21 protein-coding genes are annotated in these 22939 nt (G+C 40.2%); 4 read left to right on the plus strand and 17 right to left on the minus strand.

What is annotated here, in order from left to right:
• Positions 1-161: 161 nt before the first annotated feature.
• From JG479_RS18490 to JG479_RS18505, 4 genes are all read right to left on the minus strand, one after another.
• Positions 162-983, minus strand: coding sequence for a hypothetical protein (locus tag JG479_RS18490; RefSeq protein WP_234047903.1), 822 nt, complete (start codon positions 981-983; stop codon positions 162-164).
• Between the two features lie 199 nt (positions 984-1182).
• Positions 1183-2037, minus strand: a complete 855-nt coding sequence (locus JG479_RS18495; protein ID WP_200220377.1) for a hypothetical protein — start codon at positions 2035-2037, stop codon at positions 1183-1185.
• A 404-nt stretch (positions 2038-2441) separates the two neighbouring features.
• A complete protein-coding gene (locus JG479_RS18500) occupies positions 2442-2987 on the minus strand; it encodes a DUF7010 family protein (protein WP_200220378.1) in 546 nt (181 codons plus the stop codon).
• 55 nt (positions 2988-3042) lie between these two features.
• Positions 3043-3447 (minus strand): hypothetical protein, encoded by a 405-nt coding sequence (locus tag JG479_RS18505; RefSeq protein ID WP_200220379.1) that lies wholly within the window; start codon positions 3445-3447, stop codon positions 3043-3045.
• Positions 3448-3727: 280 nt separating this feature from the next.
• On the opposite strand from JG479_RS18505, the gene uvrA reads away from it, so the two are divergent.
• Positions 3728-6286 carry an excinuclease ABC subunit UvrA gene (gene uvrA, locus JG479_RS18510; protein ID WP_200220380.1) on the plus strand — a complete coding sequence of 853 codons (2559 nt, stop codon included), beginning with the start codon at positions 3728-3730 and terminating at the stop codon, positions 6284-6286.
• A 52-nt stretch (positions 6287-6338) separates the two neighbouring features.
• Here uvrA and JG479_RS18515 read toward each other — a convergent pair whose 3' ends face one another.
• The 13 genes from JG479_RS18515 to JG479_RS18575 form a co-directional block, all read right to left on the minus strand.
• Complete coding sequence (locus JG479_RS18515; RefSeq protein ID WP_039488417.1) at positions 6339-6830, minus strand: DUF2798 domain-containing protein; 492 nt, start codon at positions 6828-6830, stop codon at positions 6339-6341.
• A gap of 149 nt (positions 6831-6979) precedes the next feature.
• On the minus strand, positions 6980-7228 hold the full coding sequence (locus tag JG479_RS18520; RefSeq protein ID WP_002960155.1) for a DUF4282 domain-containing protein: 249 nt from the start codon (positions 7226-7228) through the stop codon (positions 6980-6982).
• Positions 7229-7305: 77 nt separating this feature from the next.
• Entirely contained in the window at positions 7306-7875 is a 570-nt protein-coding gene (locus JG479_RS18525) for a hypothetical protein (protein WP_149603556.1), read from the minus strand.
• Position 7876: 1 nt separating this feature from the next.
• Complete coding sequence (locus tag JG479_RS18530; protein ID WP_002960150.1) at positions 7877-9094, minus strand: murein transglycosylase domain-containing protein; 1218 nt, start codon at positions 9092-9094, stop codon at positions 7877-7879.
• Positions 9095-9112: 18 nt separating this feature from the next.
• On the minus strand, positions 9113-9826 hold the full coding sequence (locus JG479_RS18535) for a hypothetical protein (RefSeq protein ID WP_149603555.1): 714 nt from the start codon (positions 9824-9826) through the stop codon (positions 9113-9115).
• Positions 9826-11121, minus strand: coding sequence for a hypothetical protein (locus JG479_RS18540; RefSeq protein ID WP_039488415.1), 1296 nt, complete (start codon positions 11119-11121; stop codon positions 9826-9828). Before JG479_RS18540 ends, JG479_RS18535 begins: the two co-directional genes overlap by 1 nt.
• A 9-nt stretch (positions 11122-11130) precedes the next feature.
• The gene (locus tag JG479_RS18545) at positions 11131-12498 is read right to left on the minus strand and encodes a hypothetical protein (RefSeq protein ID WP_149603554.1); all 1368 of its coding nucleotides are present in this window, start codon (positions 12496-12498) and stop codon (positions 11131-11133) included.
• The gene (locus JG479_RS18550) at positions 12495-13625 is read right to left on the minus strand and encodes a hypothetical protein (protein ID WP_200220381.1); all 1131 of its coding nucleotides are present in this window, start codon (positions 13623-13625) and stop codon (positions 12495-12497) included. The genes JG479_RS18545 and JG479_RS18550 overlap by 4 nt, the downstream gene beginning before the upstream one ends.
• 8 nt (positions 13626-13633) lie before the next feature.
• Positions 13634-14536, minus strand: a complete 903-nt coding sequence (locus JG479_RS18555; protein WP_200220382.1) for an LPP20 family lipoprotein — start codon at positions 14534-14536, stop codon at positions 13634-13636.
• Positions 14536-15258, minus strand: a complete 723-nt coding sequence (locus tag JG479_RS18560; protein WP_002960140.1) for a hypothetical protein — start codon at positions 15256-15258, stop codon at positions 14536-14538. Before JG479_RS18560 ends, JG479_RS18555 begins: the two co-directional genes overlap by 1 nt.
• Before the next feature lie 305 nt (positions 15259-15563).
• Positions 15564-16181 (minus strand): LysE family translocator, encoded by a 618-nt coding sequence (locus tag JG479_RS18565; RefSeq protein WP_149603552.1) that lies wholly within the window; start codon positions 16179-16181, stop codon positions 15564-15566.
• Positions 16182-16252: 71 nt separating this feature from the next.
• Entirely contained in the window at positions 16253-16465 is a 213-nt protein-coding gene (locus JG479_RS18570; RefSeq protein ID WP_039488411.1) for an alpha/beta hydrolase family protein, read from the minus strand.
• A gap of 63 nt (positions 16466-16528) precedes the next feature.
• The gene (locus JG479_RS18575; protein ID WP_200220383.1) at positions 16529-18991 is read right to left on the minus strand and encodes a S9 family peptidase; all 2463 of its coding nucleotides are present in this window, start codon (positions 18989-18991) and stop codon (positions 16529-16531) included.
• Between the two features lie 166 nt (positions 18992-19157).
• On the opposite strand from JG479_RS18575, the gene JG479_RS18580 reads away from it, so the two are divergent.
• From JG479_RS18580 to JG479_RS18590, 3 genes are all read left to right on the plus strand, one after another.
• Positions 19158-20153, plus strand: coding sequence for a LacI family DNA-binding transcriptional regulator (locus JG479_RS18580; RefSeq protein ID WP_200220384.1), 996 nt, complete (start codon positions 19158-19160; stop codon positions 20151-20153).
• The gene (locus tag JG479_RS18585) at positions 20150-21379 is read left to right on the plus strand and encodes a glycosyltransferase (RefSeq protein ID WP_200220385.1); all 1230 of its coding nucleotides are present in this window, start codon (positions 20150-20152) and stop codon (positions 21377-21379) included. Before JG479_RS18580 ends, JG479_RS18585 begins: the two co-directional genes overlap by 4 nt.
• Before the next feature lie 116 nt (positions 21380-21495).
• Positions 21496-22722 (plus strand): threonine/serine ThrE exporter family protein, encoded by a 1227-nt coding sequence (locus JG479_RS18590; RefSeq protein WP_002960134.1) that lies wholly within the window; start codon positions 21496-21498, stop codon positions 22720-22722.
• The last annotated feature ends 217 nt before the right edge of the window (positions 22723-22939 follow it).

Raw genomic sequence — 22939 nt, forward strand, 5'->3', positions numbered from 1 at the left:
CCTCATCAACTTATGCTTATTGATTAGGCTGTGATTGCGGGGTTTATTACTCTGGTTGTCGTTGTTGTTTCTTTTATAAGATAATCAATATTTGGAATAGTTGGGGCTGACAGTCAGTTTTCGCTCACAGTTGAACTCCACAAAAGTGCCAATAACAGCCATTAGTTAGTCTGATAGTAAAAACTGCTATCTGAAACTTTTTGAACAATATCGAATTCCAAACCTATATGGCTATAATCACCAGAAGTTGGAATAGTTGATTTATGGTTAATTACGATTCCCCAATGGTTATCGCTTATACCTCCAAAGATTATGTTGAGACTCTCTTCGTTTACTCTCGTGATTGCAGCAACATTATACTTAGCCATTACCTCTCTCAGAGCCTTAGTAACTTCAGATAATGCCAACATTTTGGGAGCTTCTTCAGGCTTGGATAGCTTATAGTCACCTGACGGGATGAATCCTGCTTGTTTGGATGGGTAGTAGGTAATAAGCTGCGTTGGACTATAAAACGTGTTATTTATGCGAAAAACATGTGGTGCCGTTTGCTGGACAATATAAATATTTGTATTTTGTCTCAACATTTCAACTTCACTCTTTGAATCCACTAAAAACTGCTTTATCAGCTTAATTCGTTCTTTTTTACATTTTTGCTCTTTGCATATTGAGATACTTGGCAAATTAGAAAGTTGCTTCTTATTAATATTCAGGAACCTACTTCCTAATACCCCAAAATTAAAATTTGCAAAAGCTTGCTTGTCATTATTATTGACGAAATTTGTTGGGCGAACATCCAACAGGCTAAATGGAAAGAATGAAGGAAGATATGCTAGCTGTTTATTTGTTTCAGGAAGCATCTTGTCTGCATGTTTAAGCAGCTCTCTGTACTCGCTATCAATATCTTCGTTGAAATAGGATGGCATATTTCCATAAGCAGACGTCGCAATTATAAAAGTGCAACACAACAAAAAAGTTCTAATCATTTGTTATTTCAGATCCCTATAAAATAAAAAGTCATTATAATTCTACAGCATAATGCTTTCTAACAATGAAGATTAGCTCAATGTCAGTAGTTCGCTCTTAGCCGAAGTGCGGTTGAGTGCCAACAGCGGACGGTGGTAATGCCCACATTTACGGTTGGCTTGTAGCGCAGCGGAAAACCAATCAGCCAACATGCGCTTGTTACATTTCTGCCAACATAATTTCGGGAAAAAACTCCCGTTGCTCGTCAGAACCTATTTGATGGTAAGTAAGACTTTCACCATCAGCTCCGACTTTAGTTACCAGCTTTGCGTGAAACAGATAGTCATCTTTTTCTCGAGCAACACTAGCAATTTGGGAACCAATCAATTTAAGTTTGGATCTTTTATCTTTACGAAAGCACACATTGAAATGGCCTTTTTTTGCAACCGACGGGTAACACCAAGCATCTTGAAAATCAGGAGGTAAATCAAAGTAATCCTTAGTTATCGATTCAGAGATTCTGTAAAGGTATTCTGTACCCACACCAACATCCCTAATGAACTCATGTCTCAAAAAGTTCTGAATCATCTTGGATTTGAACACTTCCTCTGCATTTAGCCCTTCAGTATTTGGCTGTGCCCCTATCATGGTTACATTAATTTGCTCTAGCGCTTCGTACACAATAAGTGAAAACAACTTACCATCTGGAATTTTCATTTCCTCTACTGCAACAAAAGGTGAGATAGGCGCTGTATACAACAAAGCTTCATTGTCTCGATTTAGCCTTCCTGCCTTCACAATATGTTCAGGAGGCTCCCAACAATCAGACACCTTAGACATAGTTTGAAGAGGAATCTTTCGATCATCCTCAGGTAATGCCCGAACCCGGTAAAACCTTGTACCAGCAGGGTAACTAGCGTTCATAGGCATCAATATTGAAATGTTGCCATACGGAGTGCTAAAAGTAATCACATCAGCTATAGCTTTTTGGACTTCCTGATATGACATTCGTTTGAAGTCTAAATCACGAAACCTACCAATCTTGTCGTGTAAATGCGACGCATCAACATGCATTAGAAAATCCTTCAAATTGACCACTAGTCCCTCTCAAGAAATGTAACATTTAATAGTGCGCTCATCGCACATATTCCTGCCGATGCCACGCTCATTTTTCTACATTATATAGTGATAGTAATAACCTAAATTATTACTATCACTAAGTTCTCTAAAACTTTTAAGTAAACTTAAATGCAATAATATACGCGCGTCGCTCATTTTTATTAATATATGCGCAAACGAAACAATTTTACTAATTAATTAACTCTTATATTTAGCCAATCTCAATGACCGGTTATCGCTCTAGGCCGACTAATGAATACATGCAATTTGCAGATACTCAATACTTTAAAAACCTTTGCTATATACCAAGCTGAAGGGTAACTCCAACTGCACACTATTTTTGCGATTATAAGAGCTTATTATTCTGTTTTTAAAACCATACCTTTCGATTGGGCAAATATTACTAGCGCAAATACTATTTCGGTTATCCCGCCAATAAAGGCGCCGATTACAAAATTGGCATTTAAGACAATACACAACATGCCAGAAAACATAAGCGAAGCACCTAAAATCCAGTACACTTTCATGCCATATAAAGTGTTGAAAACTAAATAGCGAACACCAATTATCATCAGCATTATTGAATAAAACCATTCAGCTTGAAGTTTTGCTACATAAAGCGCTAAAAACAAACCAACAAATAAAATAATAGTGCTTTCTAAGGCCAATTTACCTAATGGGTTTTTAGCGTCATGATTGCCAGAGCGTTTAAGAGCTTTTGAAAGTAGCATGGCTAAAGGATGTATAAACATACCACCAAAAAATAAAGTAAGCATACTCGATTGATTTGAATGCAGTAATGCAACAAAACCAGCTATACACCAAACCAAGCCAGACACTAATACACCGGTTCCACCACCGAAGTATGCGAGGTTCATATTTTGTTGCGCATCTTCAAACTTCATAAAAATTCTTAATTTTAGAAATATCCCTAATTTAATATTATCGCATCGTTATTAGTTACAAATCGTTACTCGAATACACACTTAAAATAGGGAATTTATAATCGGCAAACGATACAGTAACCGATTGTGTTTCGTTGCCTTTAAAACCGAGTTTAAATTCCATTGGCATGAATCGGCTGCCATCAGCAAAAAGTGCAAGTAAGTGCTCCTCGCCTAATTCTCGATTGCCCGACGATAAGTTAGTTAGCGTTATAACAGCCCAGCGTTCGCCCTCTTCATTGCTCATTAATACATAATTAACGATTTTAAAATCCCCTTTTTTAGGGGTTATGTTGCTATCGTTTGCAAACGATAAGTGCATGCTATTTGGTACTGCACGGTCAACATTTAGCGCGTTGATAGAGTCGGCTTGGGTTGCCCACGAAAACACCAATAAAATGATCACTAAGGCTTTATTCACTGTTAGTTCCTTTTTATTACCTAGTAAAATACCTAGTAAATTACATAACAAATTACATAACAAATTACATAACAATAATTGTTTAAATTATATTCGCATTCCATACCTATTATGTAAACAAACAATCATCGCAATTTTACCCAGCGCTTTGGCTGCGCCGCTGCAGACTAAGCGCTCATTCAGTGTGCTTGCGCTACTTTAGGGTAATAACGAGTGATAAGAGTAAATAATTCAAAGCTAACTTAAAGTAAAAAGCGCGATTAAACAGGAGTATAAACGTATGGCAAGCACACATAAAAACTCAACAATGGATTTATCTGACCACAGTAATAGCATTCAAGTAAGAGGGGCGCGCGTTCACAACTTAAAAAATGTAGACGTTGATTTACCTCGTAACGCATTGGTTGTTTTTACAGGAATATCGGGCTCTGGAAAATCGTCGCTTGCGTTTGGAACGCTGTTTGCTGAGTCGCAGCACCGTTATCTTGATTCGGTTTCGCCTTACGCCCGAAGGTTGATAGATCAAGTTGATGAGCCCGATGTTGATTCTATTGAAGGACTACCGCCTGCTGTTGCTTTGCAGCAGCAACGCGGCGCACCGTCGGTTCGCTCATCCGTTGGCAGCATAACAACTATTTCTAACGCGCTACGCATGCTTTACTCTCGTGCTGGCGATTATCCCAAAGGGCAAGGCATACTTTACGCCGATGCGTTTTCGCCGAATACGCCACAAGGTGCGTGCCCAGAATGCTCAGGAATAGGCCGAGTGTTTGAAGTAACCGAAAAGCTACTTGTGCCAGACGATACAAAAACTATTCGCCAGCGCGCCATTGAAGCGTGGCCACCAGCATGGCAAGGTAAAAACCTAAGCCGTATTCTTACTTCCCTTGGTTATGACATAGACACACCTTGGAACAAACTTTCTAAAAAAGCACGGGATTGGATTTTATTTACCGACGAAACTCCTACTGTGCCGGTATACCCAGATTACACCTATGAGCAAACACAAAATGCGATAAAAAATAACGAAGATCCAAGCTACATGGGAACTTTTTCAAGCGCTAAACGCTTTGTTTTACAGTCTTTTGCTACTACCCAAAGCCCGCGTACTAAAAAGCGCGTATCGCAGTTTATGCAAATATCGCAGTGCCCTACTTGCCAAGGTAAAAAATTAAAACAAGCATCGTTAAGTGTTAAATTTGCAGGGCTCGATATTGGCGAACTATCTCAACTTACATTAAACGAACTTGCTAAAAAACTAAGTAATGCCGGCAACACCAAAGTAAATAAAAATACAAAAAATCCAGAGCAAGCCATTGTTACGCAGCGCATTGCTAGCGATATTCTCACTCGTATTGAGGCACTAACCATGCTTGGTTTAGGGTACTTGTCGCTTGAGCGTACAACGCCAACGCTCTCACCCGGAGAGCTACAACGATTGCGACTTGCTACACAAATTCGCTCTAAATTATTTGGGGTAGTTTACGTGCTCGATGAACCTTCAGCGGGTTTACACCCTGCCGATACTCAAGCACTTTTAAAAGCGCTTGATGAGCTAATAGCGGCTGGCAATTCTGTATTTGTTGTTGAACACGACGTTAGCGTTGTTAAACATGCCGATTGGATTGTTGATGTAGGCCCTGATGCAGGTGTGCATGGTGGCGACATTATTTACAGCGGCCCTGTTGAAGGGTTAAGAAAAATAAAAAATTCGCACACCGGTCGTCACCTTTTTGCTAAAAACGCCAGTCAAGAGTCTACTCAAAACAGCGCGCAAAAAAAGGAGCAAAGGCAGCCAAAAGCGTGGTTAAAATTAGCTGATATTGAGCGTAACAACCTTAAAAAACTCAATGCAGAATTTCCATTAGGTGTTATGACAACAGTTACTGGGGTTTCGGGCTCTGGTAAATCAAGTTTAGTAAGCCAAGCGTTAGTAGAACTTGTTTACGAAGCACTTGGGCAAAAAGTAGTAACACAAGCGCCAACCGACGAAGCCGACTTACTCGAACAAGAGCTGCAAACACACACAAGCGGAAAAATCATTGAAGGTATAAATAATATAAGCCGCCTGATTACCGTAAATCAAAAAGCGATTGGCCGAACCCCTCGTTCAAACTTAGCTACCTATACGGGTTTATTTGATCATGTGCGTAAACTATTTGCTTCAACTCAAAAAGCGAAAGAGCGCCGTTACGATGCCGGTCGCTTTTCGTTTAATGTTGCTAAAGGTCGCTGTAAAAACTGTGAGGGCGTTGGCTTTGTAAGTATAGAGCTACTATTTTTACCTAGCGTTTACTCACCTTGCCAAGTGTGTCATGGCAAACGTTATAACGAGCAAACACTTGAGGTTACATATCGTGATAAAAACATAAGCGATATTCTCAATTTAACGGTTGAAGCGGCGCATACCTTTTTTGAAAATGAACCTGCAATACTGCGAGCACTCGATGCACTTATGCAAGTAGGTCTTGGGTATTTACGTTTAGGGCAACCTGCCACTGAGCTTTCGGGCGGTGAAGCGCAGCGTATTAAATTAGCAACTGAGCTGCAACGTGCGCAGCGCGGTAACACGCTTTATATTCTTGATGAGCCAACGACAGGCCTGCATCCATCGGATGTATCAATGTTAATGGCGCAGTTAAATAAATTAGTTGATGCTGGCAATACCGTCATTATGGTTGAACACGATATGCAAGTAGCCCGCAATAGTGACTGGGTTATAGATGTAGGCCCTGGTGCTGGCGAAGAAGGCGGCTTAATTGTAGCGCAAGGTAAACCTACAGAGGTAGCTCAATCTAAAATAAGCCGAACAGCACCTTTTTTGAATGGCGCAATTTAAAGAGCAGGTAAACACTTAATAACAAAAAAGAGCCAATGGCTCTTTTTTGTTATTAGCTTTTTAAAAAGCGTTCTATTTTAGGTTTTACCGTAACCGACATTATCAGCATTATAGTTAAACCTATTGGTAATGCGGCTAATAACCCTTCAGCCCATCCAGTTACAAATACACGCATATCTGCATAGCCAATATTATTAGTAGCGGTAACAAACGCCATCACCGACTCCATGATCAGCGCCATAAAAACACTAATCAATAAATTACGTTTTAGCTCACTGCTATTAGGTAATAACTGGGCAACTAGCTTATGCATTAAGGTCATCATTACAAAACCAACAGGCGCCATAACCAATACTGCACTTATAAATGAGGTAAACCAATCTACATAAAAATGCTCTGTAACACCCACATTCACATAAGTCATAATGCCAGTTAGAGTACCGCCAATTAAGGTAATAATACTTACCATAACCAGTATTTTATAAATTACAGGTGTTTTTTTAGGCTCAACCATTACTGGATTTGCTGATACAGGTGTACTCATTTTTGGGCATGCCTTAAGCGTTAAATAGATGACAAAGTCAACTATAGCAAATTAATTGATAATATCAACTACTTTAAGTTGGTTGGACCGCCTAAGATTAAAAGTAGTGGTAGCACTCGATGCAACCACTACTTTATGAGTATTTAAATTTATTCTGATTTATTAGCTATTTTTTGAAGATTCTCATGAATTTTAAATAATACAATTAATAGCTCACACCAGATGCGCGCACCAATTGCCCCACCAACAATTATGGCCAAACCACTAATGAAACCACCACCATACTTAGCAAACATTGTTGTTACACCTGAGATCAAAGTACCTATTAAAATTAACCAGTAAACGAATGTAATTATTTTTGGGGTTAACATTGAATCAAAAAAGAATATATCTTTCATTTTAGTCCTTTATAACTCCGTTTAAGAATACTAGTTTAGCGGAGTTAGAAACTAAACTAGTAATATAGAATTTTTTATTATTTATTAAAACTATCTAGCTCTTTTTCAAGATCTTTCATCGCTTTTTGGGCTTTAAACTCTTCGTAAAGCGCTTCGCGTGAACTAGGATCTAGACGCTTACCAGATTGAGCTACTAGGTTATTAAATGTTTCTTGTGTATTGCTCATTACAACGAATGTACAAAGTTGCTTTACCCCGTCTAATTTAGCAAATGCAACTTCTTGTGGCACAGCACCCACAAGGCTTTGCTGTGCAACTTGCTTACTTACTTGCTCAAAAGTTCCACCAACGTTTAGCTCATCATTACTTTGTGCTTTACGTTGGTATAGCTTGTCCATAACGCTTGCTTTAACCTGTATTTGCTGAGATAAATCGGCGCGAGCAGCTGCAATTGCTTGTGCTCTGTCGGTTGACATACTGCCTGACCAAGGTACGCATGACGACGATGCTAAACCTTTATCAGACACAGGTAATAACACCCAACTTGGTACTGAATCATTTTTTGCTAACGGCTCAGACTGTGTTTTTTCAGTGCTTGAACACGCACCTAATGCTAAAGCGGCTATTAGAGGTAATAACTTTTTCATTTTAAATTCCTTTCAATTGCTTTTGATAATAAGCGGTGCGTTTTACCACTTTTTGTAAATAGTTACGGGTTTCTTGCGCAGGTAAATTGTTAACCATTAGGGTGTAAACCTTCTCAGCTGACATTGCATTAGCTGCAATACTTGCTTGGTTCAGTGATTTAGAGCCACTCAGCGTTTTGGCTACGTTACCTGGGCCAGTATTATAAGCTGCAATACTCATGTAAATTCTTGATTGCACATTACGTACATTTTTAAAGTAACGATTACTTAAAATATGCACATAAGTGCTGCCTGCCTCTACGTTATTATCAGCCTGAAATAAGTACTCAGGGCTAAGTAATAGCGGTTTACCTTGCAAAAAATTGCTCACATCTTTACCCGCTGAAGTAGGCACTATTTGCATTAAACCAAAAGCAGGAATTGGCGAGCGTGCAAGCGGATTAAAACTCGATTCGGTATGTATAATTGCCAATAACAGTGCGGGATCTAAGTTATAACGCTTGGCTTGCTGTTGGACTTCTGGTAGATAACGTTTTGCTTGATTCGAAAGTGTATTATCGGGCAATTTATAGCTAATTTTTACCCTGTCTTTTTGTTTAGTTATTACAGGTGCCTTTGCAGTGAGCACCTCTTTTACAATCTCTGTAGAGAGCACCGTTTGCTCGACTATTTTTTTAGCTTGAGTCGTTTTTGGTGACTTACTTTGCTCAACTTTTTTATTTAAAGGCTTACCCGTTGAGGTAAAGTTTTTGCTGTTTATTGTGTTATTTGCCGCAATATAAACGGGATCATTTGAAAGTGTTTTATTAACCGTTACTTGTGAAAGCTCATTTAATTGCTGCTTTGCATATTCAACTGCTTGCTCGTCGTTTTGGCTGTTTAATAACTCAACAACGACTTCACCACTTTCGAAATTTACACTCGTGCGTTTATTTAGATCATCACTGTATTTAACCCACACTGTTGAGCTTGGCAGATTTGGATCTTGCCACTTTTGGGTTACTTGTTTTAAATATGCATTTTGCGCATTATGCCAAGCACTTACAAACGCTTCAAATTCTTGCCTTTGCTGTTGTTCGTACTGACTAAACTCACTTTGACGCTTTTTTAAAAAAGCCTCAAATTCGGCTTCTTCACTTGTTTGAGCTAAGCTATTTAAGCTCATAGTTAAACAAGCTAAAGCGCTAATTTTTAGTAGTATTTTAACTTTTGAGTGCATTTTTATATCCCTATAAAATTAAAAATAACTACTTAAATCATCAGCAGATAGATTATCAAACTCAGTTTGAGCAGCTAAGTTTAAACGCTTACAGTCTATGCTTTCACATCGCCGGGTTAACGAAATTACTTGCTTATAGCGCTTATTAACAAACCAGGTTTGTGCAACTGAGGCTCTCGCTTCGTCGAGTTTTAGCTCACTCGCTTTTAAATATTTATCGAGATAGCTTAAACGTTGCTCCTCTGGCGATTGATCAGCTGCTAATGCTACTGCATCAGACATCGTTGTAGGGTGATTCAATGCAACTTGCAATAAAGCGCGCAAGTTTGCTTTATCTTTTTGGCTACCAACTTGCCAAGCCGCTCTAATGGCAAGTCCAGCTTCGTTAATATCTTGCGCAGCAGGTGTTACAACACCAGTACAAGTTAACCATTCTTGCTGTTTTTCTTGCTCATAGTCCGTAATTTCAGCGTCAATAAAGCTTACCGACTCTGGCAAAGTAATATTGAGCTTTTTAGCTAAAGTATTTCTAATAATACGACGCTCAGGCAAGGTCAATGCATTTCGACATGCCTGCTCAAGCGCATTTTTTGCACTCGATTTTAACGCCATTACTCGGGCGTATTGACCATTAGCCTGACTTTTAAAAAAAGCAGTTTGTTGTTCAATGGTTTGCTCTGAGTCGAAAGTGGCCGAAGCCACCAACGAAAGCGCTAAAATAGGTGCTAGCATTAAAGTTCCTTTTCGCTCGCTACTTTACCTGATGCACCTTGAGGGTTAGCCGCTTTTTCGTTTAACCCACCGTGTGCTTTTATTTTGTGGCCGTAGTGACTTACACCGTTAACAGTTTGGCCATTATTACCTTCCATCTCTTTAGCTGCTTTGCGTGCCGTTGCCTCTAAGCTTGGCGCATAAACAGCTACGCTGTACTGCCAAAATCCATCATCACTTGCAAAACTTTTAACACTTACACCAGGTGGTAATTTACCTTTTGCAACGGTTGAATACTCGTCAGATGTTTTTAATTGATTTAAAAACGTACTGCGATCTTCTTCAAGAATTTCTACTTGTTGCGGATCATTTAAGTATGGGTCATCGTACTCAAACTGTTTGGTACCTTCCATTTGCTTTTCGTTAAAGCTACCTTGCCAATACACTTTTTCACCTTGAATAGTGGCAAGCAACGCAGAACGCGCACGTGTTTGCGATTGCGATTTAGCAACGCCTTTAAGCTTACGAGCAACATTGCTGTTTCTATTTTGACGTGCAATTGCAGAGCCATAACCTAAAACGATAACTTCGCCAGTATCAGCGTTAGTAAGTACTTTGGCCCCAACAGGTGGTAAAACACCACTTTTAACATCACTGATTACTTGTTGGAAAATTACATTCGGTTCAGTAGTTACCGCTACGGCACCACGATTGCCTTTAATTTGTGAACGTGTTTTAGGAGTCGATATTAAACTTACGCGTACACCTTTCTCACCAATATTGTCGTACACGTCATAAGTAACAAAACCCGCTAACGAACCCGATACAGACTCTTTACACGCCTCCATCATATTAGTTTGTTCGTTTGCCGTACCTTCAACGCCCGTATCAATAACATCCATTCTTGCAGACACTACATTGCTACATTGATGTTCAACACCTTTCATATTTTCTATTAATTGTTTTTTCGCAATTAAATAAGCTTGATTATAAGCACCGCGTTTAGACAGCAAAGTCGCATTCATATTTTCGTAGGTGTTATAACTGGCACTACCAATAGATAAAATACCGGTGCCACTACCAACCTGAATCATTTTAATACCGTCTTCGTTGTCATCCATCAGTGCCTGATGAGCAACAGCAACTGCAACGCTTGTATCTTTTGCAACCACTACATCGCCAGAAACTTGGGCTTGTTCAGCACCCACTACTTGCGCGCCTGGGCGAGCAGGTATCATATCTGTTAGGCTAAATTCTTCCTCTGCGATTGCAGGCATAGCTAAAACCATTGCTAATGTTAATATTTTTAATTTCATCATCTATCCTTATTTGTACCTGAGTGTAAAGTCGTCTTCGACTGTAATTTTTGAAAGGCTTTTTGCTGTTATTGTCATTAACGCCTGATCAAGCGCATGAGCAAGCTCCCCGGTGCTACCTTTAAATCTCAGGCTTGCTACGGTATATTTTTGCTGTTTATGTATAGATATATCGCTTACGCCACCTAACGTACTTAACACATCATGCAATTTTTCTGGTTGCGTTAGCTTATTGCTTGGCAACATGACTTCACGAACCAAGCCCCCTCTTGCAACTACTTGAGTAAATGCATTATTAAGGGCTTTATGAAGCGCTTTTGATTGTGACTCGCTCGCCAAATGTACTGCCATTAAATCTTTTTCTACGTAAGGAGCATTAGGCAACGACATAAATGAAGGATCGTTTTTCCACTGACCATAAATGTTTCCAGCTAAATCTCTAACGTCAGCACTTAAATAAAGTTGTCTGTTGTTAGCGCGCTTAATCACTTCAGATTTTGCATAAATAACTAAACTAGCCGCGTTACCAACTTCAATTCCTTGCTCGTTTAACCAAACTTTTAGTTCGGTTTTTAATGGTTCAGGCGCAATAACTTGCACTCTAGGTGATCCAATCATGCTTAGTAATTTAGATGCTTTTTGAATAAGTGGTGTTTTTTCTACAACAGCCATAACGGTGACTTCCACACCACCATTTTGCAGTTCTCTGGTTTGCAGGGTTTGCCACTCTTTCACAAGCCCTTCACTATGACTCGAAAGCTGTTGCCCTATTAACTCTTGCATGTTTGTTGATTCGTTACCGTCAACAATATTCATACTTGTACTTGATGATTGCGTATGCTGCTGAGTAAGCCACACACCTACAACTTGCGATACAGCACGTTGCAAAGCATCTTGCTCTGCAATCGTCAGTGCTGTTTTACCTTCTTTTTTCCAGCCTTGGCCTATTACTGTCACACTAATATTTTGAGTGGTTTGTTGCCAGCTTTGCTCTTGCGGCTCTCCTAACTCTTGCGGGTTAAGGCTTACAGTCATGCATGTGTCGTTACCACTGAGTGTAGGCGTTGAGTAATTTAAAGGAACGGCACCAGCACTCAAACCTTCCATCATCATAGTGCGTTGTTGCTCATATAAGCTGGCGGCATCATCATCTAAACTGGTTGCTAAATGTTGCTGTGCACTCTGGGTTGTTAAGCTTTTATTACCTTTAATAAAACTTATAAGCTCAGCACTAGCTTGGGCTTTTGCACCCGAGATAGCCGTGCTACCTCGTCCATATGCACATGACTGTGTTTGCAGTGTACCATCAGACAATACATTCACTTGAGCTTGCGCACTCAAGGAACATAATGCTAATAAACCAAGCTTTTTGATCATGTACGGCTCTCCAAAAAGTCAGCGGGAGTACCGACCGATACAGCAAATATTTTTGTACCATTTGACGGTCGATAAATACCATTTTCAGCTTTGTTTTTAACATCATCTGCTGCATCGGAGTCTTTCCAACGAATAATTTCACCATTTGCACTACTACGCGAAGGGTTAACATTCGCAACGCCAATCGGTTCAACAAATCCTGCTTCATAGCTAAAAACTATCATTGTTTCGTTAGGAAGTACGCCTGCATTTTGACCTCTATCTAAACTAATTTTGTTCCCTTTAATACCTAAAACTTGCGCTGTGGCAGGCATTTCACTCAACATACGGGTAAGCAAGATATCAATACCACGCGATCCCATATCACTGAGTACTGCATTTACATGAGCACTTTGATCAAAGTGAAAACCTGCGACGTAGCGCCCGCTTACAGTCGTAAATTTTAACTCCGAGCGATCACGTACATCTTCAGATTTAACACGAATTTTGCCTAAATTAGGGTGCGATAGTTTTTCACGTGTTTGCGGATTTATAACGCCTATTGTCAACTCTAATGTATAGTCGGCCCAATCGGTAATTGAACCTTCGGTTTTTAATGTTCTGAGTGAGTCTATTTTTACTACAAAATCGGGGATTAACGCTTTAACTTCTGCACGCTTGGCAGCGGCAACCACTCCTTGTTGTTGTAAAATTAATTGTTGTTCCTTTGAAATAGCATCATCATCACGCGTTACTATCCTGAAGCGATTAATTCCTGCAAATTGATTTTCGAGCATTAGCAATAAGTTTTGGTTGTCAAACTCGCGCATAGCATCAACACCAATACCACTGCCATTTACACCAGCTAAATCAAAGTACATGCGTACGATTGGTTTTTTAAGCGGACAACTATCTGTTTCTGTATTTGCATCAAACGTGCAACGCTCTAGACCTTGGGTGTCAAAATATGCAGGCATAGCTATATCCGCGTCATTAAATATATAAGCACTTTTGGCTATTACGGTATTTGAGGCGTTGTTACTAACCAACCCTGATTGTGTAGCACTTCCTTGTTTAGGTGAAGAGTTACACCCTGCTAATAAGGCGAGTGTAAATGCTGATAGAGTAAAGTTTTTTATTAATTTCATTACCATTCCTAAATATCGAACAGCCACTGACTAGCAGGCGCTTTAAGTTGTTGTACTAAATTGTTAATCGCTTTTTGTTTTGCATTTTCTTGTGTCGTAGCACTTTCTTGCGCAAAAAGATCCTGTTGTAGTAATACTTTGAAAGGACTTGAACTTCGCGTAAGCGCTAGAGTTAAATTAACTTTGGCTGAATAATTATTATTAGATTTGGCGTACTGCCAACGTATTTGGGGACGCATCCATAAACGTGTATCGCCGCTATGTGGGAGTGCATTATTTAGTGCTGATTTAATTTCGCTAATATTATTAGCACCGATCACATCACAAGAAACAGCATTTAATGCTTTTGCTTGCTCATTCAATAAATTATTTAAAGTCGATTGAATTAATAGCTTAGGCCCAGAAAGGAGCTCTAATACTGCTAGCTTTTTTGCCGCAACATCAAGACCTCCACTATTTTTAAGTGCCCAAATGAAACGCTGTTCGTTGTCATTTTTTGGCGCAGAGATACGAGAAAGTTTTAATAAATCAGATTTTAGGTTTTTTACTAAAGTCGATTTTTTAACTCCCATTTTTAAAGCAAATAAGTTATTTTGCTCAAGCGTATTTAGCTCCTCTAGTCCAGTTAATGTAAACGGTAAACTAGTTAAGGTTGTTGCTTGTTCAAAATAATTGCTTGCTTGGTTGTCCTGCTTTATGAGCTTTTGTAATTGCTGCGTACTTACATCAACGCTTAGTTGAGTAGTAATATCGGCTATAGCCGCTTGCTTTGCAGCTAAGCGACTCTCACCAACCCCAACCGCAGTAATATATTCATCACTTTTTTGCGGTTGAGTTACCCAATCTGGCCAGTTTTGAGCTGAGCAGCTAAAAGCACATGCTATAAAAAAAGCAAAAATGCTTGTTTTCATTAGCCTTTCGCTTCTTGCTCAAGTTGTAACTCATTTATTGCAGTAATTGTTGCTTGCTCAAGTTCTATAATTTCGTTTGCTTCAAGCGCTAACGCAAGTTGATCTTTTGCTTTAATAAGAGCGGTGCCTATATCTTTGGGATCTTCTTCTTGCTCAGCATTCTCTTCATCGCTTGAAAGCCATGAACTGACAAGATTTCCACCCATTTTTAAAGCTGTTACTTTCGCTATGACAGTACTGTGTTGGCTTAAAATATAAGCAGATTTAGCAATCTCTACCGTTAAATCAGTCGCAAGTTCAACATTTTGCTGATAAATACCTTCGTTCGCTAAGTTATAAGCTGCTATTTTATGACCAATTTCTTCATCTTTATTCTTTGCTCCTGCGTCAAACTCTTCGATTGCAGCTTGAAGCTGCTCTGGTGTCGACTTTTGATGGGCATATAAAAAGGCTTGTACATCACGGTAGTTATCAGTTTGAGTGCGGTATTCACCCATAACTTTTCGTTGACGCTCAAGGATAATAGCTGACATATTTAAAAATTCGTCAATACCTACCTGTACAGCCACCGGGTGAAAATAACCGAGTGTATCCATTCGAGTAGTTAACTCTGCAACTGCAGTATTGCGGTCTAAATTAGCAGAAGTACTAGTATCGGTTGTTGAAACACAACCAGCAAAAAGAGGTACAAAAATAAGTGCGGATAGAATAGCTTTTTTCATGAGGTAATTCCCTATACATTAAAAAGGCAAGAAAGCACAAAGCTAAGCTGTTGACTTGATTCATTCTTCCTTGAATATGAGAATAGAATTACCGAATTTGTAAAAAAATGCAACACAGAAAATTAATAAATTTATATTACTATCAACAAAAAAACAAACAAATGTAACCACGACAAGGTGTTCAGCTTAAGTTAATACTTTTGTCTCATTTTTGTGTGATAGCTCTATTTATTTAGTTTTATATAAAAAACCCTTGCAAGCTGTATAGATATTGTTCAATCACGTTTATCGTTAATTTTGAATAATTAGTCCAACGCTAACCACACACCTACAGCAACCATTAAGCTACCAGCAATACGGTTCATCCATTTTATATTATCACCACGGCTTAAAAATAAACGTAAGCTTTTACCGCCTGTTGCGTAAGCTAACATACTTAAAAACTCGGTGGTCATTATTACACCAAGCAATACTAAAAGCTGAGGGGCTACAGCATGCTCAACACTTATAAAGGGTGGCAGTAATGAAATCATAAACGCCCACCCTTTAGGATTTGCTATTGCGGTTACAAAACCTTGCGTAAATAACGACTTCCTACTTACGTCACTTGGTTTTGAGGTATCGACCGACATTTTTCCTTTGGCTCGCCACATGTTAACGCCAATATAAATTAAGTACGCACCGCCTACCCACTTTAAAATAGCGAACGCATCAGGATAATTTAGCATTACGCTTGCAACGCCTAATACCGCAGCTATAGCAACACTTGCGACACCTAACAGCTCGCCTATCATCATCCATAATGTGCGGCGCACGCCAATGCTCATACCGAGTGTCATGGCAAGGGTCATACACATACCTGGGGTGATAGACACAAAAAAGAACGTAGGAATAAAAACCGCAAGTGCTGCTACATCAATCATTAATTTACTCTCATATTAAAAGCAAAAACGCGGCTATAAGTAGCCGCGCTGTTACTTACTCATTTTTATTACTATTGCCCAGCACTTACCACGGGTTCAGTAATAACCTCTACCGGCTCTGCTGTATCATTTAACAAATACTTATCTAACCACTGTTCTTGTTCCCACAACACATGTAATAAGCTTTTACGCGCACGGTAACCATGTGCTTCATAAGGGAGCATTACTAAGCGAGCATCTTTACCTAAACCTTTTAGGGCTGCGTACATGCGCTCACTTTGCATTGGGAAGGTTCCGTGAGATTGAGGGGGGGTCTTCTTGCACCCCACCGCATATGTAAAAAGCATCTATTGCTCAGCACTTACCACGGGTTCAGTAATAACCTCTACTGGCTTTGCTGTATCATTTAACAAATACTTATCTAACCACTGTTCTTGTTCCCACAACACATGTAATAAGCTTTTACGCGCACGGTAACCATGTGCTTCGTAAGGGAGCATTACTAAGCGGGCATCTTTACCTAAACCTTTTAGGGCTGCGTACATGCGCTCACTTTGCATTGGGAAGGTTCCTGAATTAGGATCTTCTTGACCGTGGATCATTAGCATTGGCTCGTTAATTTTTTCAGCGTGAAAAAACGGCGACATATTAGCGTACACACTTTGTGCTTGCCAAAAATCACGCTCTTCTCCTTGAAAACCAAACGGCGTTAATGTGCGGTTATACGCACCACTGCGGGCAATACCTGTTTTAAATAAATCGCTATGAGCCAATAAGTTAGCAACCATAAATGCACCGTATGAGTGCCCTGCTATGGCAATTTTGTTTTTATCGGCAATTCCTTTTTTAACTAATACATCAACAGCTGCTTGCGCACTTGATACTAACTGCTTTCTAAAGTTATCGTTTGGCTCGCTGCCATCAATACCCACTATTGGCATTTTAGGGTCGTCAAACACGGCAATCCCTTTAGCAAGGTAAGGCATTGGGCCCCAATAACCAATGTAGGTAAACGCATAAGGCGATTCGCGAACTTGCGATGCAACCGCTTTATCTTTGTATTCAAGTGGGTAAGCCCACATAAGTACCGGTAACGGGCCTTGTGTTTTATCGTACCCTGGTGGTAAATAAAGCGTGCCCGAAAGCTCAACACCGTCGTCGCGTTTATAACGTAATTGCTCTTTAGTTACGCCTTTAAATGCAGGGTACGGATGCTCAAATGTCGTTAGTTGCGTTAACGTGTCGTTATCTAAATCACGTATAAAAAAGTTAGGTTGCTCAGTTTTAGATTCGCGAATAGTAATAAATCGCTCACCTTCGTCGTCAAGTAGAGCGCGTACACGCTCATAGTATGGCTCTTCTGATTGCCATAAACGCTTGCTGCTATTTGTTTTAACATCGTACCTATCTAAAAACGGCACATTACCTTGCTCTGAAGCACCATTACCGCGCAGGTAAATATAACGCCCGCCTACAATTTTAATTACGTTTGCGCCTAAATCGTTGCGCTCGTAAATTGCATTACCTGGGTCTTTGTACGCATCGTTGTAACTACGCTCTGAAAATAGCACGCGGTTTCTGTCGGCATTTCGTGGTTGTACAACAAAGGTGCGTACTTGGCGATCGCTAAAGCGCCAGTCTGTCAGCATTGCTACGTTTTCGTTGCCCCACTCCATTCCCGCATAACGGCGCTCTACTTTGGCAAACAATTTAGGCTCGCGTTTAAATGGTGCACGTAAGCTGTAAACATAATCATGATGCTCAACGTCGGTTTTCATGTCGCCGCCATCTTGCGCCTCGGCCCAAATAACTTCAGCGCCTTGATCGGCTCGCCATTCAAAATCACGGCGGCCAGTGCGTACACTGTCGTAGCCTTGTGGAATATTATCGGCAAGTGGCTGTTTTGCCAGCTCTGCTAATGCATAGCCGCGCATGCCCCATATTTGCCACGTGCTTGCAAAGCGGCTGTAAGGCACTTGATACGAAAACGGCTCATTAATACCGGCAACTAAAATATTGGTAGAATCAGGTGATACCGAAAACGATTTAAATAAAGAAGGGCTGCCTATTGCTTGAGTATTACCATCAAGCGTTATGTAAGCCAATTGCCCTTGGCCGTAAAATTTAAACTGTGATTCATCAAACGGGCTGGTTAATAAATTTTGGTAAGTACGTGCTGGTGCTTTTTCGCCAGTACTTTGTTGAATAACAGGCACTACATTTTGGCTGTTATTTTCAAGCCTTGGTTTACCAAAATTAACAGCAAGATTTGCAACAATGGCGCTGCTATCTGGCAGCCATTTATATGGCGATGCAGTTAGTACCGAATTTAATGCAGCGCTAGTTAACTCTTTTGCTTGTTTGGTTTCAACGCTGTAAAGCCATAAGTTGGCTTGGGTTGGTTGCTCAACAACAAAGGCTAAATATTTACTATTAGATGACCATTTAGGTGAGCGGATAATGCCATTAGGTAAGTTGTTAATGCTAATAACCGACCCGCTTTGAACATGCTTTAGCTCCACGGCACTAAATTTGGCACTCACACGAGAGCGCGAAAAATTAGCGGGGTTTAGCTTAATACCAGCAAGCTTAAGCTCTTCTTTTGCAAGCTCATCAAGGGTTACTACACGTTTGCGTTCAAAAAGCGCTAGCCACTGGCCATCGCTCGATAAGTAACTAGTGGGTGCTAACTTAGCGTCAACCAATGCTGCAAGTTCGGGTGATGGGGTTTGATAGCCCTGCTCGGCGTAACTTGTTGGCACCAATGCCGCACAACAAATAAAGGCAACTAACAGCCTAAAAGCGCTCATGTTTTTATCCTTTTGTCATTTTTTACTCTTATAGGCGTATATAAACACGTTTTGCTTTGTTCATAAAGTATTAAGGTAAGTTAAACACCTCTAAAAGATGACTTAATAGTGCTGATTAAGCTAAACTACAGCGCTATTTATTCACCACTGCGGTACTTAAAATACAATGCATAACAAAGCCAAATCAGTCACCATTTTTGATGTTGCAGAGCGTGCTGGTGTATCAAAATCAACCGTATCGTTGGTACTTACCCAAAGCGATAAAGTGGGCAATAAAAGTAAACAAAAAATACTAAAAGCGATAGATGATCTAGGGTACGTTTATAATCGTGATGCCGCTGCTATGCGCTCAAAACGCTCTAACTTAGTGGCCATAGTAATAAATGATTTAACAAACCCAACTATGTCACACCTTGCTACCAGCCTACAACTTTTGTTAAACGACGATGGCTTACAAGCCATGATTGTAAGCAGTAATAATAGTCTTGAGCTACAAGCAAACGCAGTTAAAAACTTAAAAGAATACAACGCGGCTGCATTTATTATTTGCCCCGTTGCTAATACTTGCCCCAAATGGCTTGATGCGCTCAGCGCGCAACACAAAGTAATTACCTTAATGAGCGAAGTGCCCTTTAGCGCAGCTCCGTGTGTATTACCCGACTATAAAAAAGCCAGCCACGTAGCCAGTATGCATTTACTCGCACAAGGCGTGACAAACATAGCATTTATAGGCAGTGAACTTACTTTTAGTGATTCACAAGCACTGCAAAGTGGCTTTAATACCGCATGCGCGCAGCACAGCATTACACCATTAACACCCATTGACTGTGCAGTAAACACAGCCCTTAGCGCTAAAAATGCATTTATAGAAGTATATAAACACAACCCCACATTAAACGCAGTGGTGTGTGCAAACGATATTATTGCTCAAGGTGTTATTGCCGCCATTAACTCATTAACTCATCACTGTATTAAAGTAGTGAGTTGCCACCACATTCCTAATAGCGCGGTTATAAATAATCACTTAACCACCGTGGCTATTAATACAACTGATATAGCTAAGCGGTGCCTTTTAATACTGCAAGAGCTACTACAAAATACAGCCCCGCCAGTAAAAACACTGGTAAATGTAAACTTACAAATTAGAGATTCTAGCCAATGAAAAAAGTGCTGGTAATTGGCTACGTATGGCCAGAGCCAAATTCGTCTGCTGCGGGAACGCACATGATGTCGTTATTAAATGCATTTAGAGCGCAAAACTGGGACGTTGAATTTGCAACGCCCGCGCAGCGCACCGATCACATGGTAAATCTTGACGACTTTGGTATAACCAGCCAAAGCATCGCACTAAACTGCGATAGCTTTGACGAATACGTTAAAGCCTATAACCCAGATATAGTCATGTTTGACCGTTTTATGATGGAAGAACAATTTGGCTGGCGCGTCGATAAGCATTGCCCAAATGCCATTAAAATTCTCGATACCGAAGATTTACAATGTCTGCGTAACGCTCGCCACGAAGCGCACAAAGGTGAGCGTGAGTTTACAACCAGCGATTTACACTCAGACATAGCAAAACGAGAAATTGCCGCTATTTTACGCTGCGACCTAAGCTTAATTATTTCAAGTTATGAAATGAGCCTACTAAACAGCGTATTTAAAATAGAGCCAAGCTTATTACACCACTTACCATTTATGGTCGATTTAAGCTCATTACCTACAAGTACAAAAACGTTTGAGCAGCGCCAGCACTTTATGACCATAGGTAACTTTAGACACGCACCAAACTGGGATGCTGTACTTTACTTACAAAAAATATGGCCACTTATTCGCAAGCAACTCCCAAAAGCAGAACTACATATTTATGGCTCTTACCCACCACCAAAAGCCACGGCACTAAATAACCCTAAAACAGGGTTTTTAATAAAAGGCTGGGCCGATAATGCGTTTGATGTAATGCAAAGCGCACGCGTATGTTTAGCACCACTGCGTTTTGGTGCAGGCATTAAAGGTAAATTGCTTGAAGCCATGATTATGCAAACACCCAGCGTTACCACTAATATTGGCGCAGAGGGCATGCATAACGATTTACCATGGCCTGGTAAAATAGGCAACACCGCCGACGATTTTGCCAATGCTGCTGTTGAAATGTACACCAATCAAAGTGACTTTGAACAAGCGCAGCAAGATGGCAACACGCTCCTTAATACGCTTTACGATAAAGCACAATTGAGCACGGTGTTAATTAAAAAAATTGATTCAATAAGTAGCGATTTAAACGCTCATCGCGAAAAAAACTTTACAGGCCAAATGCTCAAACATCATACAATGCGCAGCACTCAATACATGTCGCAATGGATAGCTGAAAAAAATAAAAAATTAGATTAAAAATGACTAGACACACACCAATTAGTGTTTAAAATCGCGCCCATCAAACGTGGGCAGTTTTAGCTGTATTGTCTATATTTTTAGCTTAGTTATCGCAATATTTGGTCCAAAAAGATTTGAAAACTGCAACCTTTACAGAAAAACGCAAATTTATCGTTAAATTGGGTAAAATGCTTCACAAGTATGGTACGCCTGCTTACCGCCTAGAAGCACACCTAATGGAAGTGGCTACCTATTTAGGACTTAAATCGTCGTTTGTTATGTCGCCAACCTCTGTAACGTTTGTTATTTGGACCGATGGCCACGAAGACGAGTACACCCATGTTGCTCGTGTAGACCCTGGCGATCACGATTTAGGCTCACTTGCCGACACCGACGACCTTGTAAACCAAATGCTTGACGACAAGCTAACTTTACAAGAAGTTGACGCCCAGCTAGATGCTATCTACGACATGCCAAACCCATACAATAAACTTGTTACGGGCGTTGCGTTTGCAACTTCTGGTGGTGCGTTTGCAATGTTAATGGGTACTAGCTGGACTGATGTTATTTGGTCATCGCTTCTTACTTTAGTTGTTTATTTGTTTGTGCTTTGGTCTGGGCGCTCAAAACGAGTAGCTCATATGCTTGAGCCATTGGTAGCCATAATATCGGCAATACTTGCATGTGCAGTAAGCGTGTATATAACACCTGAAATAAACATACGCTTGGTGGTACTTTCAGCCATCATTGTATTTATACCCGGTTTAGCACTTGCGCTTGGCTTAGCAGAGCTTGCAGCGCGGCATTTAGTGTCGGGTACAGCAAGAGTCATGGACTCGTTTATGCTGTTATTTAAACTCTATTTTGGCGGTTTTATTGGCATAGGCATTGGCTTTGCACTCTTTGGGCAAGCTGACTTTGTACAACCTGAACCATTACCAAAGTGGACAGCATGGCTGGCTATATTTTTACTTTGTAGCAGCTTAATCGTTATTTTTAGAACCAAACTTAAGCACGCTGTTTGGTCTATTGCATCAGGGTTTATAGCCTATGGCACCAGTATTGGCTCGGCTATGTACCTTGATTACACGTTAGGTACGTTTGTGGGTGCTTTATCGGTGGGTATTTTTAGTAACTTGTTTAACCGCGTTGCTAATGCGCCGGCCTCTATTGTGGCCATGCAAGGCTTAATTGTATTAGTACCAGGTAGCAAAACCTATATTGGCTTAAACTCACTCATTGAAGGCCAAGACTTTATATACGCAGAGCATATAGGCCAGCAAACGTTTTTAATATTTATGTCGCTTGTTGCAGGGCTAATATTTGCAAACGTGGCTCTTCCGCCTAAAAAGAGTTTGTAAGTGATACTGAGCGCTCGCTTTACTTTAATTGAGTAAAGCGAGTAAAACGTTAAACTAAAAACAACTACCAAGTAGCAATTGAGGCCAATGCTAAGTGTTTTAGCTCATTACATTGCTCTTGAGTCAAACTCAAAAACCTCATAGTGATTCCAACGTAAAAACAGTTCAGCGCTTTCTATATAACCTAAACTCTGGATAATAAATCTATCTCAAGCAG

Source organism: Pseudoalteromonas sp. LC2018020214 (assembly GCF_016598755.1).
Lineage (GTDB): Bacteria > Pseudomonadota > Gammaproteobacteria > Enterobacterales > Alteromonadaceae > Pseudoalteromonas > Pseudoalteromonas distincta.

Excerpts from the sequence above, each read along its gene's own strand:
- JG479_RS18490 (WP_234047903.1), bottom strand. The coding sequence starts at position 983 with ATGATTAGAACTTTTTTGTTGTGTTGCACTTTTATAATTGCGACGTCT.
- JG479_RS18495 (WP_200220377.1), bottom strand. The coding sequence starts at position 2,037 with ATGCATGTTGATGCGTCGCATTTACACGACAAGATTGGTAGGTTTCGT.
- JG479_RS18500 (WP_200220378.1), bottom strand. The coding sequence starts at position 2,987 with ATGAAGTTTGAAGATGCGCAACAAAATATGAACCTCGCATACTTCGGT.
- uvrA (WP_200220380.1), top strand. The coding sequence starts at position 3,728 with ATGGCAAGCACACATAAAAACTCAACAATGGATTTATCTGACCACAGT.
- JG479_RS18515 (WP_039488417.1), bottom strand. The coding sequence starts at position 6,830 with ATGAGTACACCTGTATCAGCAAATCCAGTAATGGTTGAGCCTAAAAAA.
- JG479_RS18520 (WP_002960155.1), bottom strand. The coding sequence starts at position 7,228 with ATGAAAGATATATTCTTTTTTGATTCAATGTTAACCCCAAAAATAATT.
- JG479_RS18525 (WP_149603556.1), bottom strand. The coding sequence starts at position 7,875 with ATGAAAAAGTTATTACCTCTAATAGCCGCTTTAGCATTAGGTGCGTGT.
- JG479_RS18530 (WP_002960150.1), bottom strand. The coding sequence starts at position 9,094 with ATGCACTCAAAAGTTAAAATACTACTAAAAATTAGCGCTTTAGCTTGT.
- JG479_RS18535 (WP_149603555.1), bottom strand. The coding sequence starts at position 9,826 with ATGCTAGCACCTATTTTAGCGCTTTCGTTGGTGGCTTCGGCCACTTTC.
- JG479_RS18540 (WP_039488415.1), bottom strand. The coding sequence starts at position 11,121 with ATGAAATTAAAAATATTAACATTAGCAATGGTTTTAGCTATGCCTGCA.
- JG479_RS18545 (WP_149603554.1), bottom strand. The coding sequence starts at position 12,498 with ATGATCAAAAAGCTTGGTTTATTAGCATTATGTTCCTTGAGTGCGCAA.
- JG479_RS18550 (WP_200220381.1), bottom strand. The coding sequence starts at position 13,625 with ATGAAATTAATAAAAAACTTTACTCTATCAGCATTTACACTCGCCTTA.
- JG479_RS18555 (WP_200220382.1), bottom strand. The coding sequence starts at position 14,536 with ATGAAAACAAGCATTTTTGCTTTTTTTATAGCATGTGCTTTTAGCTGC.
- JG479_RS18560 (WP_002960140.1), bottom strand. The coding sequence starts at position 15,258 with ATGAAAAAAGCTATTCTATCCGCACTTATTTTTGTACCTCTTTTTGCT.
- JG479_RS18565 (WP_149603552.1), bottom strand. The coding sequence starts at position 16,181 with ATGATTGATGTAGCAGCACTTGCGGTTTTTATTCCTACGTTCTTTTTT.
- JG479_RS18570 (WP_039488411.1), bottom strand. The coding sequence starts at position 16,465 with ATGCAAAGTGAGCGCATGTACGCAGCCCTAAAAGGTTTAGGTAAAGAT.
- JG479_RS18575 (WP_200220383.1), bottom strand. The coding sequence starts at position 18,991 with ATGAGCGCTTTTAGGCTGTTAGTTGCCTTTATTTGTTGTGCGGCATTG.
- JG479_RS18580 (WP_200220384.1), top strand. The coding sequence starts at position 19,158 with ATGCATAACAAAGCCAAATCAGTCACCATTTTTGATGTTGCAGAGCGT.
- JG479_RS18585 (WP_200220385.1), top strand. The coding sequence starts at position 20,150 with ATGAAAAAAGTGCTGGTAATTGGCTACGTATGGCCAGAGCCAAATTCG.